17 protein-coding genes and 1 pseudogene are annotated in these 16,613 nt (G+C 69.5%); 3 read left to right on the forward strand and 15 right to left on the reverse strand.

Annotated features, from left to right (window positions below; translation table 11 throughout):
* Window positions 1-9 precede the first annotated feature (9 nt).
* The 4 genes from AB0M56_RS10075 to AB0M56_RS10090 are packed head-to-tail and all read right to left on the reverse strand — an operon-like array spanning window position 10 to window position 3,097.
* Window positions 10-408 (reverse strand): VanZ family protein, encoded by a 399-nt coding sequence (locus AB0M56_RS10075; RefSeq protein WP_364173118.1) that lies wholly within the window; start codon window positions 406-408, stop codon window positions 10-12.
* Window positions 409-445: 37 nt separating this feature from the next.
* Complete coding sequence (locus AB0M56_RS10080) at window positions 446-1,885, reverse strand: LCP family protein (RefSeq protein WP_364173120.1); 1,440 nt, start codon at window positions 1,883-1,885, stop codon at window positions 446-448.
* A 55-nt stretch (window positions 1,886-1,940) separates the two neighbouring features.
* Entirely contained in the window at window positions 1,941-2,684 is a 744-nt protein-coding gene (locus AB0M56_RS10085) for an SDR family oxidoreductase (protein ID WP_364173123.1), read from the reverse strand.
* Window positions 2,681-3,097 (reverse strand): VOC family protein, encoded by a 417-nt coding sequence (locus AB0M56_RS10090; RefSeq protein WP_364173126.1) that lies wholly within the window; start codon window positions 3,095-3,097, stop codon window positions 2,681-2,683. Before AB0M56_RS10090 ends, AB0M56_RS10085 begins: the two co-directional genes overlap by 4 nt.
* A gap of 68 nt (window positions 3,098-3,165) precedes the next feature.
* On the opposite strand from AB0M56_RS10090, the gene AB0M56_RS10095 reads away from it, so the two are divergent.
* A complete protein-coding gene (locus AB0M56_RS10095; protein WP_364173128.1) occupies window positions 3,166-3,834 on the forward strand; it encodes a GntR family transcriptional regulator in 669 nt (222 codons plus the stop codon).
* Here AB0M56_RS10095 and AB0M56_RS10100 read toward each other — a convergent pair.
* The 4 genes from AB0M56_RS10100 to AB0M56_RS10115 all read right to left on the reverse strand — a co-directional run bounded on the left by AB0M56_RS10100 (window position 3,831) and on the right by AB0M56_RS10115 (window position 7,301).
* Complete coding sequence (locus tag AB0M56_RS10100) at window positions 3,831-5,048, reverse strand: MFS transporter (RefSeq protein WP_364173130.1); 1,218 nt, start codon at window positions 5,046-5,048, stop codon at window positions 3,831-3,833. The genes AB0M56_RS10095 and AB0M56_RS10100 overlap by 4 nt on opposite strands.
* A gap of 44 nt (window positions 5,049-5,092) precedes the next feature.
* Window positions 5,093-5,623: a helix-turn-helix domain-containing protein gene (locus AB0M56_RS10105; protein WP_364173132.1), complete on the reverse strand. Its 531-nt coding sequence runs from the start codon at window positions 5,621-5,623 to the stop codon at window positions 5,093-5,095.
* Between the two features lie 188 nt (window positions 5,624-5,811).
* Complete coding sequence (locus AB0M56_RS10110; protein WP_220242910.1) at window positions 5,812-5,949, reverse strand: hypothetical protein; 138 nt, start codon at window positions 5,947-5,949, stop codon at window positions 5,812-5,814.
* Window positions 5,949-7,301: an OFA family MFS transporter gene (locus AB0M56_RS10115; RefSeq protein ID WP_364173135.1), complete on the reverse strand. Its 1,353-nt coding sequence runs from the start codon at window positions 7,299-7,301 to the stop codon at window positions 5,949-5,951. Before AB0M56_RS10115 ends, AB0M56_RS10110 begins: the two co-directional genes overlap by 1 nt.
* A gap of 122 nt (window positions 7,302-7,423) precedes the next feature.
* On the opposite strand from AB0M56_RS10115, the gene fdhD reads away from it, so the two are divergent.
* On the forward strand, window positions 7,424-8,248 hold the full coding sequence (gene fdhD, locus AB0M56_RS10120) for a formate dehydrogenase accessory sulfurtransferase FdhD (RefSeq protein WP_364173138.1): 825 nt from the start codon (window positions 7,424-7,426) through the stop codon (window positions 8,246-8,248).
* A 10-nt stretch (window positions 8,249-8,258) separates the two neighbouring features.
* On the opposite strand, the pseudogene AB0M56_RS10125 reads toward fdhD, so the two are convergent.
* Window positions 8,259-9,627, reverse strand: a pseudogene (locus AB0M56_RS10125) (carotenoid oxygenase family protein).
* Window positions 9,628-9,934: 307 nt separating this feature from the next.
* Between AB0M56_RS10125 and AB0M56_RS10130 the strand changes: the two are divergent.
* The gene (locus AB0M56_RS10130) at window positions 9,935-10,825 is read left to right on the forward strand and encodes an alpha/beta hydrolase-fold protein (RefSeq protein ID WP_364173141.1); all 891 of its coding nucleotides are present in this window, start codon (window positions 9,935-9,937) and stop codon (window positions 10,823-10,825) included.
* Window positions 10,826-10,960: 135 nt separating this feature from the next.
* On the opposite strand, the gene AB0M56_RS10135 is transcribed toward AB0M56_RS10130, so the two are convergent.
* The 6 genes from AB0M56_RS10135 to AB0M56_RS10160 form a co-directional block, all read right to left on the reverse strand.
* Window positions 10,961-11,374 (reverse strand): hypothetical protein, encoded by a 414-nt coding sequence (locus AB0M56_RS10135; protein ID WP_364173144.1) that lies wholly within the window; start codon window positions 11,372-11,374, stop codon window positions 10,961-10,963.
* A 77-nt stretch (window positions 11,375-11,451) separates the two neighbouring features.
* Window positions 11,452-12,747 (reverse strand): ATP-dependent Clp protease ATP-binding subunit ClpX, encoded by a 1,296-nt coding sequence (gene clpX / locus AB0M56_RS10140; RefSeq protein ID WP_285973823.1) that lies wholly within the window; start codon window positions 12,745-12,747, stop codon window positions 11,452-11,454.
* Window positions 12,748-12,981: 234 nt separating this feature from the next.
* Window positions 12,982-13,635 carry an ATP-dependent Clp protease proteolytic subunit gene (locus tag AB0M56_RS10145; RefSeq protein ID WP_220242917.1) on the reverse strand — a complete coding sequence of 218 codons (654 nt, stop codon included), beginning with the start codon at window positions 13,633-13,635 and terminating at the stop codon, window positions 12,982-12,984.
* A 25-nt stretch (window positions 13,636-13,660) separates the two neighbouring features.
* A complete protein-coding gene (locus tag AB0M56_RS10150; protein ID WP_364173148.1) occupies window positions 13,661-14,260 on the reverse strand; it encodes an ATP-dependent Clp protease proteolytic subunit in 600 nt (199 codons plus the stop codon).
* A 141-nt stretch (window positions 14,261-14,401) separates the two neighbouring features.
* Window positions 14,402-15,790, reverse strand: coding sequence for a trigger factor (gene tig, locus AB0M56_RS10155; RefSeq protein ID WP_364173151.1), 1,389 nt, complete (start codon window positions 15,788-15,790; stop codon window positions 14,402-14,404).
* A gap of 138 nt (window positions 15,791-15,928) precedes the next feature.
* On the reverse strand, window positions 15,929-16,555 hold the full coding sequence (locus tag AB0M56_RS10160) for a TetR/AcrR family transcriptional regulator (protein WP_364173153.1): 627 nt from the start codon (window positions 16,553-16,555) through the stop codon (window positions 15,929-15,931).
* Window positions 16,556-16,613: the final 58 nt, after the last annotated feature.

The raw sequence follows: 16,613 nt of genomic DNA on the forward strand, positions 1-16,613 counted from the left end.
GCGGTCCGGTCACGCGGGGTTTTTCCGGCGTGACCGGACTGTGGCGGCGAGCAGCACGCCGAGTGCCGCGCCGAGGGTGTTCAGCAGCACGTCGTCGACGTCGGCGCTGCGGCCCACGAAGTACTGCACGATCTCGATCACTGCCGAGAATCCCGCCAGCGCCGCGATCACGGCGGCTTTCCGGCGTGTGACCACGGTCGCCAGGAATCCCAGTGGCACGAACAGCGCGATGTTGCCGGCGTTGTTGATCAGCCCGAGGCGGCCGTTGGCGTTGCGGGCCTCGTCGGCAATCCCGGCGAACGGCACCAGGTTGATGTTCTCGGGCGGGCTCAGGTGCCCGGGCCGCAGCGTGATGCCGAGAACCACGAGAACCGCCACGACGAGCAGCCAGCGGGCCCAGGATTGCATCGGTCCAGTCAACCAGCCCGGCTGCCCACCCCGAGCGTCAGTCCACGCAATTCTCGCCGGCGCCGGTGATCGGCGTGTCCCGCGAACCCGCCGCGCCGGCGCCACCGCCCGTCCCGCCGGGGTCACCGCCGCCGGAAGGCGCACCGGGCCCGGCGTAGACCTGTCCGAGTGTCACCTCGATGTGGCCGGCCGGCACGTCGGCGGACTCGGCGGTGGCGAGGCCCCCCAGGAGCTCCGCCACCGCCTTGCCCTGCGTGGCCAGCGCGGCGCCGTACCGGACCAGTGAGGTGCGGCGCACGGCGGCGTTGCCAGTGGTGCCCGGGGTGAAACCGTTGTCCTTCACCACATCCGAGACGCGCTGGGCGAGCCCGCTGGTGCCGCCCGCGTTGGCCACGTCCACCACGAAGCCGGCCTGCTTCGGCGCAGCGGCGGGCGGCGCGCCGATCAGGCCGGCCGCGAACGCCTTGACCTGCGCGGGATCCACTTGCACCGCCGTCGCCCGCGGATTCGTTTTGCTGTAGCGGTAGTCGGGGTTCACGACGGGGATCGTCGTGAACTGGATGCCACCGCCGGAAATGCCGCGCAGCTGCCCGATGAAGTCGAGCAGGTTCCAGGAATCGTCGAGGACCACGGACTTCTTCACGGCGTCGATCAGCGCGCCGAGTTTGCCGGGATTGGCGAGCGTGCCGGCCGAAAGCACCTGGTGCGCCAGGGAGGCGAGGAACACCTGCTGCCGGCGCATGCGGCCGAAGTCGGTGCCCTTGACGCCGTCGCGCTGGCGGACGAAGGCAAGCGCGTCGGCGCCCGAGATCTTCTGCGGCCCCGCCGGGAAGTTCGCGCCCGAGTTGCGATCTTTCGTCGCGTTGTTGAGGCAGACCTCGACACCGCCGACGGCGTTGCTGATGTCGTAGAAGCTCAGCAGGTTCACCTCGGCGAAGTGGTCGATCTTCACGCCCGTGAGGTTCTCCACCGCCTGCCGCGTGGCACGGCGAGCGGCGGTGAGCGACTCCTGCTCGATCTCGTTCTTGTCGGTCTCGCCCGCCGCGCGCCGTTTCGCGGCCTCCAGTGCCTTGCCCTGACCGTAGGCGGCGTTGATCTTCCCCTTGTCACCGTCGGGCAGCGTCACGTACGAGTCGCGCGGGATCGAGAAGGCCTTCACCGTCTGCGTGCCGTTCGGGATGCGCAGCACGATCAGGGTGTCGGTGAGGTCGTCGCCGTTGGGCCCGGCCCTCAGTTCGCGCAGGACGTCCGCCGGTAGTGGGTTGCCCTGATTGTCGGCGCGCGAGTCGCGGCCGACGAGCAGGATGTCGAGCGACCCGTCGGCCGGCTGCTCACCGGGCGCGGGCGCGCCGGCTTCGTCGATCACGCTGCTGCGCGTGACGTCGTCGAGCGAGCTCAGCGTCGAATAGCCATAGGCCGTGCCGGCGAACACCACCAGCGCCAGCGTCGAGACGACGATCTTCCCTGCGATCCGCACACCCTACCGACGCCGTACGGCCCGGTTCTGCTGCACGCGTGACCCAGTTCACACTTCAACGCAAGTACGAGGCGCCGTTCAGATCGAGGATCGCGCCCGACGCCCACGTGGCTTCGGCCGAGGCCAGGTAGACGACCGCGTTGGCGATCTCCTCCGGCTCCGCCACCCGGCCGAACGGGCTCTGCTCCCGCACGTCTTCGGTGATCCGGTGCGCGACGCGTTCGGTCGCGGTGAACCCGGGCGCCACCGACGTCACCGAAATCCCGTGCGGCGCCAGCTCGATCGCGAGCGACTGGCCGAGCGCGTGCAGCGCGGCCTTGCTCGCGCCGTACGCGGGGTGCTCGGGTTCACCGCGGAACGCACCGCGCGAGCCGACGTTCACGATCCGCCCCGGCGCTTTCCGCGCGATGAGGTGGCGCGCGACGTGGAACGAGATGTTGGCGGCGCCCATCAGGTTGACGTCCAGCGTGCGGCGCCAGACTTCCTGCCAGTGCGCGTAGCCGACGGTCGCGACGGGCGTCGACGTCTCGGGCGTGGTGCCGACGGCCGCGTTGTTCACGAGCACGTCGACGCCGCCGAGCAGTTCCTCGGCCGTGTCCGCGATCCGTTGCGCCGCTTCGGGATCGCCGAGGTCGCCGCCGATCAGCACGTGGCCGTCGCCCGGGAGCGCGGCCAGCGTCTCCTCGGCCGCCGCGGCGTTCGATCCATAGTGGACGGCCACCCGGCCACCCCGGGTGGCGAAGGCGTGGGCGATCGCGCGGCCGATACCGCGGGAGCCGCCGGTGACGAGGACGTTCACTTCGCGAACAGCTGCGCTTCGTCGCGGAACGCCTTGAACTCCAGGGCGTTGCCGGCCGGGTCGTGCAGGAACATCGTCCACTGCTCCCCCGGCTCGCCGGCGAAGCGCTGGTACGGCTCGATCACGAACTCCGTGCCCGCTTGCTTGAGCCGGCCCGCCAGCTCGTGGAAGGAGTCGACGTCGAGGACCAGGCCGAAGTGCGGCACGGGCACGTCGTGACCGTCGACGGGGTTGCGGCCGGCCTCGGCACGCGCGCCGGGCACCACGTGCGTGACCACCTGGTGGCCGCGGAAGTCCCAGTCCACCCACGCGTCGGCTGAGCGGCCTTCTTCGAGCCCCAGCACGCCGCCGTAGAACGCGCGGGCGCGGGCGAGGTCGTCGACCGGGATGGCGAGGTGGAACGCGGGGCGCATGGCTCTCCTTCGGCTCGCGGTGGCTCCCTCACCTTGAGGTGCCCATGTCCTAATGTCAACATTGACCGATGGACGCCACACCGTTGCGGAAAGCGGCGCGCCGCGGCCTCGCCGAGGAAGCCGCCGACCGCGTGCGCGACGCGATCTTCGCCGGCCACTTCCCGCCCGGCGCGCCCCTGCGGGAGGTCGAGCTCGCCGCGTCGCTGGAGGTCAGCCGCGGCTCGGTGCGCGAGGGCGTCGCCCTGCTCACCCGCGAAGGCCTCGTCCGCGGCGGCTGGCACCGCCCGACCACGGTCGTCGAGGTGACCGCAGTGGACGTCGACGAGGTGTATTCCGTGCGCGCGGCCCTCGACCGCCTGGCCGCGGTCACGGCTCGGGCGCGGTCCTCCGTGGACGATCTGGCCGCGTTGGACTCACTTGTCGCTTCGCTGTCGTCCGCAGTGGACTCCGGCGCCGCCGGCCCCGAGCTGCTCGCCCTGGACATCGCTTTCCACGACCGCGTCTACACCGCCGCGGGCAACCGCCGCCTGACGGAGGCGTGGGAGGCGGTGCGTTCGCAGGTGTTCCTGTTCCAGTTGCAGCGCGTGTCCCTGGGTGCTTCGCAGTACCGCTCCCACGTCGTCGCCGAACACCGCGAACTGGCGGCCCTGATCCGCGGCGGCGACGCGGCCCGACTGGACCGCGTCGCCGCCGACCACGTGGACTCCGCGCGGCGTCGGCTGCTGGCGGAGCTCTAACCGTCCACTGCGGACGCCAGCGCGGCTTTCACCTTGGCGTTGCTGGTCATGCTCATCGTCACCACGGTCATCGTCAGCAGGACCGCCGCGGCGGCGAAGTACGGGGTGCGCAGGCCCGCCGCGGAGGCGAGCCAGCCGCCCAGCAGCGCGCCGAGGGGGCCGGCCGACAGGGCGACCAGGCGGGAGGCCGCGGCGACCCGGCCCATGAGCCGGCCCGGGACGATCGCCTGGCGCAGCGACCAGCCGAGCACCATGGTGGTCGCCATGCCGCAGCCGCAGAGGGCGAACATGGCGCCGGCGAGCCACGGGCTGTCCGCGAGCCCGAAGACGAGGATCGACCCGCCCTCCACCACGGCCGTCAGAGTGAGCGCCGTGCCCGTGCCCAGCAGCTTCTCGAGCGGTCCCGCCACGACCATCGCACCGAGCACCCCGCCGACGGCGTCGGCGGCGAGCAGGAAGCCGTAGCCGACCGCGGACAGGCCCAGGGTGTCCTGCGCGAACAACACCAGCACCGCACCCACCGCGCCGAACGCCAGGTTGCCGACCGCCGGCCGCAACGCCAGGCCGAGCAGCAGCCGATCCCGGACGACGTACCGGAACCCCTCCCGCGCATCCGCCCACACACTGCGGCCCTCGACGCGCTCGGGCACCGGCGTCGACGGCAACGTCCGGATCAGCAGCGCACTCGCCACGAACGACACGGCGTCGACCACGAACGGCACCGTCCGCGCGAGCGAGAACAGGAAGCTGCCCACCGGCGGCCCCGCGAACTGCCCGGCCGCCGTCGACGCGCCGCGCAGGCGACCGTTGGCGCGGCGCAGCAACGTCTGGTCGCGCCCGAGCAGGTCCGGCAGGTAGGCCTGCGAGGCCACGTCGAAGAACAGTTCCCCCACACCGAGCAGGAACGCCAGCACCAGCAACGGCGGGATCCCCAGCACCCCGACCGCCCCCGCCACGACCGCGAGCACCAGCAACCCCGCCTGCCACAGATCGGCGAGCCACATCGTTCGCCGCCGGTCCCACCGGTCCACCAGCGCGCCCGCCACCAGCCCCACCACCAGGTGCGGCAGCAGCATCGCCACCGACACCAGGCTGATCACCACGGGATTTTTGCTCAACGCCACGGCGAACAACGGCAACGCCGCCGCATACGCCCCGTCCCCCAGCGCGGACACCGTCGCCGCCGTCCACAGCCGCGCGAAGGCGGGCGGCATCTTGGGCGCGGTACCCGGACGGCGAAAGACACTCACCATCGCGCTCACTGGGCCGCCCCCTCACCGGGCCGGAAGAACGCCACCGCGATCGTCGCCGCGGGCTCGGAGGGTTCGCGTGCCGCGTGCATCTCGTCCAGCAGCTCACCCAGCCGCCGTTCGAACTCGGCGTAGCGCGACTCCCCCAGGCGCAGGTGTGACATGCGCACGTACCGCGCGCCCTCCGGCGCGGTGGCGAGGTCGTCGATCGCGTGCTGCAGCAGGACGTCGCGCTGGCCGGGTGCCGGATCCGGCACCACGACGGTCTTCGCGACCATCCCGTAGTACCGCTCCACCACGCCACGCACCTTGCGAGTGCGGACCACGTGAATGAGCCCTGCGCGCTCCAGCACGCGCACGTGGTAGCTCGAGCTCCCTTTCGCCAGATCCAGGCGCGCGGCGATCTGCGTGATCGTCGCGGGCCCGTCGCGCAGCACCGCGAGCACGCGGTGGCGCACCAGGTTGTTCACTGCGCGCAGTTGTTCGGTAGTCCGCACCTCGACGCTGTCGGAGGGCGGAACGTAGTCGTCCCCAGTCATGAGAGCCAATGGTCAACGACTCTTGACCATTTGTCCAGCGCCTTTTCGGACGAAGCCGTTGCGATGATCGTGGCCAGGGTTCGCCACCAGTGCGCGGCCGGCGGAACGAAAAGAGCGCGACCTCCGGCACGTCGTACGCCGGTGGTCGCGCTCCTCAGCAGACCCGGGTGATTCCGATCAGCGGGCCATCAGCTGCTGAACAGATCGATGACCTTGAGGATCAGCTCATACACGCCGTACACGAACGGCACCAGCACCCACAGCCACGCGACCACGAGCAGCAAGGTGCGCCCGCCCGAGCGCCCTTCCACGTCCGGTGTGCTCATCACGCCTCACTCCCCACCTGGGTGCTCGCCACGGGTTCGTGGTACTTCGCCTTGACCGGCCGCACGAACTCGTTGGCGATGAAGCCGACCACGAGCAGCGCGATCATGATGTAGAACGACGTCGCGTAGAGGTCCGGACCACTCTTGCCCGCGGACTTCTCGCTGTCGGCGATGCCGTCGACGATCAGCGGCCCGAGAACGCCGGCGACCGACCACGCGGTGAGCAGCCGGCCGTGGATCGCGCCGACCTGGTAGTTGCCGAACAGGTCCTTCAGGTACGCCGGCAGCGTCGAGAAACCGCCGCCGTAGAAGGAGAGGATCAGCATCGCGCACAGCACGAACAGCAGCTTCGACGAGTTCGTGGTGAGCGCGATGATCAGGTACAGCACCGCGCCCACGCCGAGGTAGAAGCGGTAGATGTTCTTGCGCCCCACCGCATCCGAGACCGACGACCAGACGAACCGGCCCAGCATGTTGGTGAGCGAGAGCATCGCGACGAAACCGGCGGCGGCGGCGGTGCTGACCGGCGCCGAGGTGCCCTTGAAGAAGTCCGAGATCATCGGCGCGGCCTTCTCCAGGATGCCGATGCCCGCGGTCACGTTGAGGCACAGCACGATCCACAGGCACCAGAACTGCGGCGTCTTGAGCGCGTTGGCGGCCGAGACGTTGTGCGTGGAGATGAGCTTCTTGGTCTCCAGGACCTTCGGCTCCCAGCCCGCGGGCTTCCACCCGTCGGCCGGCACTCGCACGAGCAGCACGCCCATCGTCATGAACACCGCGTAGACGACACCGTGGATCAGGAACGCGACCGCGATGTCGCTCGCGGTCGGTGCCGAGCCGAGCATCGCCGAGGACCACGGCGAGGCGATGAGCGCGCCGCCGCCGAAGCCCATGATCGCGATGCCCGTGGCCATGCCGGGCCGGTCGGGGAACCACTTGATCAGCGTCGACACGGGTGAGATGTAGCCGATCCCGAGGCCGATGCCGCCGATCCCGCCGTAGCCCACGACCACGAGCCAGAACTGCCCGGTGGCCACGCCGAGCGCCGCCACGAGGAAGCCGGTGCCGAAGCAGATCGTCGCCACGAACATGGCCCAGCGCGGGCCGTTCTTCTCCACGAGCGTGCCGCCGAACGCGGCCGAGAGGCCGAGCATCACGATGCCCAACTGGAACGGCAGCCCGGACTCCGTGCCCGAGAGGTGCATGGTCTTCTCGAGCGGAGTTTTGAACACGCTCCACGCGTAGGCTTGACCGATCGAGAGATGTATCGACAACGCTGCGGGAGGGACCAGCCAACGGGTCCAGCCAGGCGGTGCGACGATACGAGAGCGGGCCAGGAAGCCGAGGGCCATCGTCAGACTCCTCCGAACTGTGAGGTGATGCTGGGAATGTATTACTTATTCCCCGACGTTGCATCGGCTGGGTGTCGTAGATCGTCTGCGCACGTCTTCAAAGGCCGTTGAAAGGTGGACAGATGGGCAGGGTGACCGTGCGACGGCCGGTGCGGAGGATTTCCTCGACCGGTGAACGTCGTCGCCCCGACTCACTGGCGGCCGAAGAGCCGTTGGAGATCCGCGTCGGCGGCAAAGCACTCGCTGTGACGATGCGCACTCCGGGTCACGATGTCGAGCTGGCCCACGGCTTCCTGTTGTCGGAGGGCGTGCTCGGCTCCCGTGAGGACATCGCGGCCGCGCGCTACTGCGACGGCGTCGACGACCAGGGCCGCAACACCTACAACGTGCTCGACGTGACACTCGCGCCCGGAGTGGCACCTCCGGACGTCGGCGTGGAGCGCAACTTCTACACCACGTCCTCGTGCGGCGTCTGCGGCAAGGCCGCGCTCGACGCCGTGAAGCTGAAGAGCCGCTTCTCCCCCGCGGACTCGCCGTTCGAGGTGAAGACCGACGTGCTGGTGAAGCTCCCGGACACGTTGCGGGAACAGCAGAAGGTGTTCAAGTCCACCGGCGGGCTGCACGCGGCCGCACTGTTCACTCCGGACGGTGCGCTCGAAGTCGTGCGCGAGGACGTCGGGCGGCACAACGCCGTGGACAAGGTGCTCGGGTGGGCTCTGCAAGCCGGCCGGATCCCCGCGCCCGACTGTGGGCTGCTGGTCTCCGGCCGTGCCTCGTTCGAGCTGGTGCAGAAGGCGGCGATGGCCGGGATCGGGCTGCTCGCCGCCGTGTCCGCTCCGTCCTCTTTGGCCGTTGAGCTGGCCGAGGAGAACGGCATGACGCTCATCGGTTTCCTGCGTGGCGACAGCATGAACCTCTACACGGGCGATCAGCGGGTGCTGACGTAGGCCGTCCGGTCTAGCCGATCAGCACCCAGTTGCCGTGGAAGCCGTGGGGCACACGGTCGGGCAGGTGCACGGCCGCGACGGGCTCGAGCGTTCGCGCGTCGAGCAGCGTCAGGTCGCTGCGCTGAGTGGCCGCGTCGAAGACGAAACCCATGAGCACGCCTTCGTCCTCGGCAGCGTCCACACGCGACGGTACGAACACGAACTCCCCGGGCACGCGGCCGGGGCCGAACCCGTGCCGCTGGGCGGTTCCGGTGCTCAGGTCGTGCTTGTAGACCGCGCCGGTCAGGTTCGAGAGCCCGTCCACGGCCACCGCGTAGCCGTAGCGGTGCGCGCGCCCGACGTGACGTTCGTCGACGCGCGGGAACTCCTGCCCGTGCTCGTCGATCCGTTCTTCGAGGACCTTGCCCGCCGTGAGGTCGACGGTCCAGCGGTCGAGCGTCGGCTCGCCTTCGGTCGGGCCGTGCACGCCACGGTCGAACACCTTGGGGTGACGCACGACGTGGAGCACGACGCGGTCGCCGTCGTCGTAGGCGTTGAGCGGGTGGAACACGTAGCACGGGTCGACGTCGAACCAGCGCACGTCGGTGTTGTCCCCCGCGCGCGGCATCACGCCGACGCGTGCCGGGTAATCGGGGTTCCAGCGGTACGGCAGTGAGCTCACGCCCCGGCCGGAGCGCGCGGTGACCGGGTCGGGCACGTCGACGTGGTCCGGCGTCTGGTTCGCGTCGAACGTCACGGGCAGGTCGTAGAAGACGACGTGTTTTTCGGTGAGCGAGAAATCGTGCATCATCGGCCGGCCCGTCACCTCGATGTCCACGACGCGCCGCGCCCGCCCGTCGGTGTCGACGACCGAGTACCGCACGCGATTGCCGAGGCCGAAGGTGTACGTGACGGCGTGCAGCTCACCTGTGCCCGGGTCGCGCTTGGGGTGGGCCGTGTAGCCGCCCGGCAGCGTTCCGTCGAAGTCACACGCGCCGACGGTGTCGAGCTCCTCGGTGAGCTCATAGGCCGGCAGGCCGCCCTCGATGAGCGCCAGCGTGCGCCCGGCGTGCCCGATGACGTTCGTGTTGGCCCCGATGCCCATGTTCGGCACCTCCGGCCCCTCCCCCAGCAACCCGGCGACGTGCGGCGTGCGGCGTGCGGATCCAGCGGTTGCGGTACCACTCGGCGCGCCCGTCCCGCAGGCGGACGCCGTGGACCATGCCGTCGCCGAGGAACCAGTGGTAGCTCCCGGGGTCCTGGCGCGCGAGCGGGTTGGGCCCGTTGCGCAGGTAGCGGCCGTCGAGGTAGTCGGGCAGCTCCCCGGTCACCTCGAGCCGCGTGGCGGTGTGCTCGTGGGTGACGGGGGCGAAGTTGCCTTCAAGGAACTTGTTGGTCATGCGAAATCCTTCCGTAACAGTGTTATTCATTGATAACAGAGTTATGGAACGGTCGCAAGGCCCGGGTTTTCAGAACTGGCGCCGCGGGCGCGGACTCTGCACGATGATCGGTGGCGCCAGGCAACGCGCGGATGGTGAGCTGCGTCCAGGTGGTTGGCAGTTTCCTGCGGTGGTCTGGGACGGAGGCCGAGGTGGACGGACGGGTCGAGCGCCGGGTCGAGCGCGGGGCCGTTTCCGGGACGGAGGCCGTCGGGGGCAGCCTGAGTACCCGTCGCGCGTCCGTCGCCGTCGCTGGGCCGGAGGCCGCGTGAACGGCCGCGTGAGCCGCCGCACCGCGATCGCCGCCGGGGGCGCCGGCCTGGGCGTCGCGGGGCTCGCCGCGGCGACGGCAGGGGGGCGCACGCCCCTCGGTCAGGCGTTGCAGGTCCTCGGCGTCACCACCGACTCACCGGTCACCCAGGTCGGTTCGCTGCGCGTCGAGCGGGTGCACTCCGCCGCGCGGGGCCGCGACGTCGACCTCGTCCTCTTCCTGCCCAGCAAGAAGCCGCCGCCCGACCTGCCGATGTCCCTCATGCTCCACGGCCTTCACGGCAACGCCCGCAGCGCCGCCCCCAGCGGCCTGCTCAAGCAGCTCGCCACGGACGTCGCGCGCAAGGCCGTGCCCGCCCACGGCTACGTCGCCGTCGACGGCGGGGACAACTACTGGCACGAGGTCCGTCCCGGCGACGACCCCATGGCGATGCTGCTGGAGGAAGTCCCGCGCTGGCTCGCGGCCCGCGGCCTCGGCGGCGCGCACGGCCTGCCCTTCGCCTGTGCCGGTGTCTCGATGGGCGGCTTCGGCGCGATGGTCTACGGCCGCCGCCGCGCCGAGCGTCGTCAGCCGCCGGAGGCCGTCGCGGCCATCTCGCCGGCGCTCATCACGAACTGGCCCGAGATGGCGAAGCGCCACATCTTCACCGGCCAGACCGACTGGACGTCGCTCGACCCCCTGCGCCACCTCACCGCCCTGCGCGGCATCCCCACGGCCCTGTGGTGCGGCACGGAGGACTCCTTCATCACCGGCGTCCGCCGCTACATCGCGGCCACCCACCCGGCCGTCGGCTACACGGCGAAGGGCATCCACAGCGACACGTTCTTCCACTCCGTCGTGCCGAGCCTGGTGAGCTTCGTCGGGAAGCACGTGCCGCGCGCGGTGTAAAACAGCGGGCACGCTCCATACGCGACGGACGCCCCTTGAGGTCAGCTCCGCGCCACCAACACCAGCACGATCGACCCGGTCACCAGCCCACTCGCGGCGAGCCCACTGCACCAGGCCAGTCGCGCAACACGAGCCTCAGGAAGACACCCACCGAGCCACCACCGAGATCAACCAGAATCCCACCATCGTCGCCAACGCCGTCAGCAGCGCCCACCGCAGTTGGAGCCGACGGGTCTCCGCCGCGCGCAGGAAGCGCAGGAAGTACCAAGCCAACGCGAACAACGGCAACGGGATCAGCGGCAACGCCGACAACCGCGTCCCCACCGCCACCAGACAGACGACCGCGAAGACGGCCAGCATGATGTTGCCCGCGCGGTACAGCCACGGGAAGCGCGTCAGGATGGACGCGACGACTCGCTCGCTCAGTTCGACGATGCCCACCGACGGCGCGTCAGTCGAGGCAAGCGGAGGCGAAGTGGCCTCATCCTCGTCCGACACCGAGGCGGTGGTGTTGTCCCCTGGGGCTGCGGTCAGCGGCACGGTTGTCATCCTGTCCATTATCGCGCGTGCCGCGAACAGCCTGGCAGCGGACTCCCGCAAACGGCTCAAGCCGATCAGCGAACGGCTCAGGCCGACTTCTCACCACGCTCGCTGCGGGCGCGCCGGGACGGCTGCCGCGCGACGATCGTGGGGTTCACGTTCTCCCGCACGGTCTGCTCGGTGATCACGACCTTCGCCACGTCGTCGCGGCTCGGGATGTCGTACATGACCGGCTGGAGGACTTCCTCCATGATCGCGCGCAGGCCGCGGGCGCCCGTGCCGCGCAGCATCGCCTGGTCGGCGATGGCCTCGAGCGCCGTGTCGGTGAACTCGAGCTCGACGTTGTCCATCTCGAAGAGCTTCTTGTACTGCTTCACCAGGGCGTTGCGCGGCTGCGTGAGAATCGAGACCAGCGACTCCTTGTCCAGATGGTTCACCGTGGCGACCACCGGGAGGCGGCCGATGAACTCCGGGATCAGGCCGAACTTGATCAGGTCCTCGGGCATCGTCTCGGAGAAGACGTCGCTGCCCTCGATCTCGGCCTTGGTGCGGATCTCCGCGCCGAAGCCGAGGCCGCGCTTGCCGACGCGCTCGTTGATGATCTTCTCGAGCCCCGCGAACGCACCGGCCACGATGAACAGCACGTTGGTGGTGTCGATCTGGATGAACTCCTGGTGCGGGTGCTTGCGCCCGCCCTGGGGCGGCACCGACGCCGTGGTGCCCTCGAGGATCTTCAGCAGCGCCTGCTGCACGCCCTCACCCGACACGTCGCGCGTGATCGACGGGTTCTCCGACTTGCGGGCGATCTTGTCGACCTCGTCGATGTAGATGATGCCCGTCTCGGCGCGCTTCACGTCGTAGTCGGCGGCCTGGATCAGCTTGAGGAGGATGTTCTCGACGTCCTCGCCCACGTAGCCGGCTTCGGTCAGCGCCGTGGCGTCCGCGATGGCGAACGGCACGTTCAGCAGCTTCGCGAGCGTCTGCGCCAGGTAGGTCTTGCCGGTACCGGTCGGCCCGAGCATCAGGATGTTGGACTTCGCCAGCTCGACGGGCTCGTCCTTGGAGTCCTTCGGCCCGGCCTTGTCGTCGGCCTGGATGCGCTTGTAGTGGTTGTACACCGCGACCGCGAGCGTCTTCTTCGCGTCGTCCTGGCCGATGATGTACTGCTCGAGGAACTCGCGGATGTCCGCGGGCTTGGGCAGCTCGTCGAGCTTCACCTCGCCGGCTTCGGCCAGTTCCTCTTCGATGATCTCGTTGCAGAGGTCGATGCACTCATCGCAGATGTAGACCCCGGGGCCGGCAATGAGCTTCTTCACCTGCTTTTGGCTCTTCCCGCAGAAAGAACACTTCAGCAGGTCGCCGCCGTCACCGATCCGTGCCATGGCCGTTGACCTCGTCCCCTCCGGTGCGCGGTACGCACCTGACACTGTCTTGCCGCTCCGGTCCCGAACCGACTGCTTGCACACCGACCGGCCGAAGCTTCACGCACTGCCACTGACGGTACCCGTCCGAAGCCGCGAGCGGGAACACCCGGGTGAGGAGAAGGCACGTCAGAGGTCGACACTAGACCAGAGAGCCGGTGCGTGTCGCCGATTCGACACGCACCGGCCCGGTGATCAGTTGGCGGAGGCCTTCCGGTACGGAAGGACCTCGTCGATCAGGCCGTAGGCCTTGGCCTCGTCGGCGGTCAGGATCTTGTCCCGCTCGATGTCGGCCCTGATCTGGTCGGGCTCCTTGTTCGTGTGCTTCGCCAGGATGACCTCCATCTGGCGGCGCACGCGCTGAATCTCGTTGGCCTGGATCTCCAGGTCCGAGACCTGCCCGTAGGTGCCCTCGGTGGCCGGCTGGTGGATCAGCACGCGCGCGTTGGGCAGCGCCATGCGCTTGCCCGGCGTGCCGGCCGCCAGCAGCACCGCGGCGGCCGAAGCGGCCTGGCCGAGGCACACCGTGGAGATGTCCGGGCGGATGTACTGCATGGTGTCGTAGATCGCCATCAGCGACGTGAACGACCCACCCGGGGAGTTGATGTAGATGCTGATGTCGCGGTCCGGGTCCTCGTGCTCGAGGTGCAGCAGCTGGGCCATCACGTCGTTGGCCGACGCGTCGTCCACCTGCACGCCGAGGAAGATCGTCCGCTCCTCGTACAGCTTGTTGTACGGGTTGGACTCCTTGACGCCGTAGCTCGTCCGCTCGACGTACGACGGCAGAATGTACCGCGACTGCGGAGTCTGCGGAGCCCGGAAGTCACCCGGGAGCCGGTAATTGCTCATGAGAGGTCTCCTGTGTGCTTCGCGCTCAGTTGTTCGAGGTGATGCCGGCCGACAGCACGTGGTCGACGAAGCCGTATTCCTTCGCCTCCTGCGCCGTGAACCAGCGGTCGCGGTCGCCGTCCTTGACGATCTGCTCGGTGGTCTGCCCGGTCTGCTCGGCCGTGATGCGGGCGAGCTCCTGCTTCCACTTGTTGTACAGATCCGCCTGGATCGCGATGTCGGACGCGGTACCGCCGACACCCGCGGACGGCTGGTGCATCAGGATCCTGGCGTGCGGGAGCGCGTACCGCTTGCCCGGCGTGCCCGACGAGAGCAGGAACTGCCCCATCGAGGCCGCCATGCCCATGGCGTACGTGGCGACGTCCGGGCGGATCAGCTGCATGGTGTCGTAGATGGCGAACCCGGCGGTGACCGAGCCACCCGGCGAGTTGATGTAGAACCGGATGTCGGACTCACTGTCGTCCGCGTCGAGCAGCAACAGCTGCGCGGTGATCCGGTTGGCGATCTCGTCGTTGACCTCGGAGCCGAGGACGACGATGCGCTCCTGGAGCAACCGCTCGAACACCGAGTCGGTGAGGGTGAGTCCGGAGGTGCCGGTCCGCCCCTCGGGCATGTGCTGCTTCACGTCTGCCTGCCTTTTCGCCGGCGGTGGCCCTTCGTCGTGTCGGCCACCGCTGTCGTGTTCAGATGCTTGAGATCTTGCAACCGACCCTAACGAACTCGGGCGGTGCGGAATGCCCGACACCGCCCAAGTTCGCTCACAGCGTCACTCCGCAGGGGTCGCGGCCGCTTCCTCGGTGACCTGCGTCTCGTCGCCGGCCGGGGTGTCACCCTCGTCGGTGCCGAACAGCTCGGTCAAGTCGACCTCTGCGCCGGAGGCGTCCTTCACGGTCGTGCCCCGCACCACCGAAGCGAGCGCCTTGCCGCGGCGCACGTCGGCGTAGATCGCGGTCAGCTGGCCCGACTGCTGGGCGCGCTGCACGTACTCGTCCGGGCTGACACCGAAGCGCTGGGCCTGGTACATGATGCGCTCGGTGAGCTCGCCGTCGTTGACGGAGGTCTTCTCGTTGTCGGCGATGGTGTCCAGCAGCAGCTGGGTGCGCACCGCCTTCTCCGACTCCTCCTGGACCTCGGCGTTGAACTCGTCCAGAGTACGGCCTTCGGCCTCGAGCGCCTGGGCGAACTTCGCCTCGTCGTGGTCGAACGGGTGCACCGCGTCGTGCTTGCGGTTCTCGATCTCGGCCTCGAGCACCTTCTCCGGGATCGGCACCTCGGTGCGCTCCAGGAGGATGTCGAGGACCTTGTCGCGAGCCTGCACGCCCTGCTGCATCTTCTTCACGCGGCCGAGGCGCTCGCGAAGGTCGGAGCGCAGTTCTTCAACGGTGTCGAACTCGCTCGCGAGCTGGGCGAACTCGTCGTCGGCCTCCGGCAGCTCGCGCTGCTTGACCGACTGCAGGGTGACGGTGACCTCGGCGTCCTGCCCGGCGAACTCGCCGGCCACGAGCTTGGTGGTGAAGGTCTTCGTCTCGCCCTCGCTCGCACCGACGATGGCCTCGTCGATGCCGTCCACGAGCTGGCCGGAGCCGATCTCGTAGGACAGGCCGGTGGTGGAGGCCTCCTCCACCGCGGTGCCGTCGACCGTGGCCGACAGGTCGATGGACACGAAGTCGCCGTTCTCGGCCGGGCGCTCGACACCGGTCAGGGTGCCGAAGCGGGCGCGCAGCTCGTCGAGCTGCTCGTCGACCTCCGCGTCGGTGGTCTCGACGTCGTCGACGCTCACCTCGAGGCCCTCGAGGTCGGGCAGCGCGATCTCCGGCCGCACGTCGACCTCGGCGCTGAACTCCAGGACGTCGCGGTCCTCGAGCTTCGTCACCTCGAACTCCGGCTGGCCCAGCGTGCGGACCTCGCCGGCCCGGACGGCCTCGATGTACTTGGCCGGGATGGCTTCGTTGACGACCTCGTCGAGCACCGGCGCACGGCCGATCCGGCTTTCCAGGACGCGAGCGGGCGCCTTGCCGGGCCGGAAGCCCGGGATGCGCACCTGTTCGGCGATCTTGCGGTAGGCGCGGTCGAAGTTCGGCTTGAGCTCGTCGAACGGCACCTCGACATTGATCTTGACTCGCGTCGGGCTGAGCTGCTCGACGGTGCTCTTCAAGGTCTTCTCCTCGAGCGGTAAACAATGGGGGTTGGACTGTCCCTCGGGACGGCCCCGGTCACCTGCCGACCGGGACAGCCGAGTCTAGGCCCTCGGCCTCACCGAACCTGGTCGGGGGCACCCTGACACCCCTCCCGATCAGCGGTCGAGCATCCGCCCGAGCACCCGGCGCACGCTCGTGGCCGTCCGCTCGGGCGGCCCGCCGGGCTGCACCATGTGGCTTAGCAGGAGCCGGACGAACGTCTCGGCGAAGACGGACCACTCCTCTTCCGACCACCCGCGCTCCGGGTACTGCGCCCGCAACACGGGCGTCACCGCGGTGACGGCGCGCTCCAGCACGGCCTGCGAGCGGGTGGTGATGAGCGACGGCAGCTCGTCGCCGTCCTGCCCGCCCAGCACGGCCTTGAGCAGCGGGTTCACGCGCGCGGCCGCCACGATGTGGCAGAACGCGGCGATGACGCCCTCTGCCGCGTCGCCTTGGCGCGCGACGATCTGCCCGACGGCGCCGGCGAGCTTGTCGGTCTCGCGCAGCACGAGGGCCTCGGCCGGCCCGGCCTTGGCGCCCACCTCGTTGTAGCCGGTCTGGCGGCTCACGCCGAGGTCCGCCGCGAGCCGGCCCATCGTGGGGTTCGCCCAGCCGCCGACGCTGGTCAGCTCGGCCGCGGCCGCGAGCAGCCGCTCCCGCGAGCGCCCGCCCCCAGGGACTCCTCGGCGACACCGGATTTCACGGAAAGTGAGCTTGGCGACGACGGCCTGCGCAGCCACTGACCAGGACGCACCCCTGAATCCGTGTCAAACCGATTTACAAACACCGCGCGGTTGT

Source organism: Amycolatopsis sp. NPDC051372, from assembly GCF_040682095.1.
In the GTDB taxonomy this organism is placed as follows: domain Bacteria; phylum Actinomycetota; class Actinomycetes; order Mycobacteriales; family Pseudonocardiaceae; genus Amycolatopsis.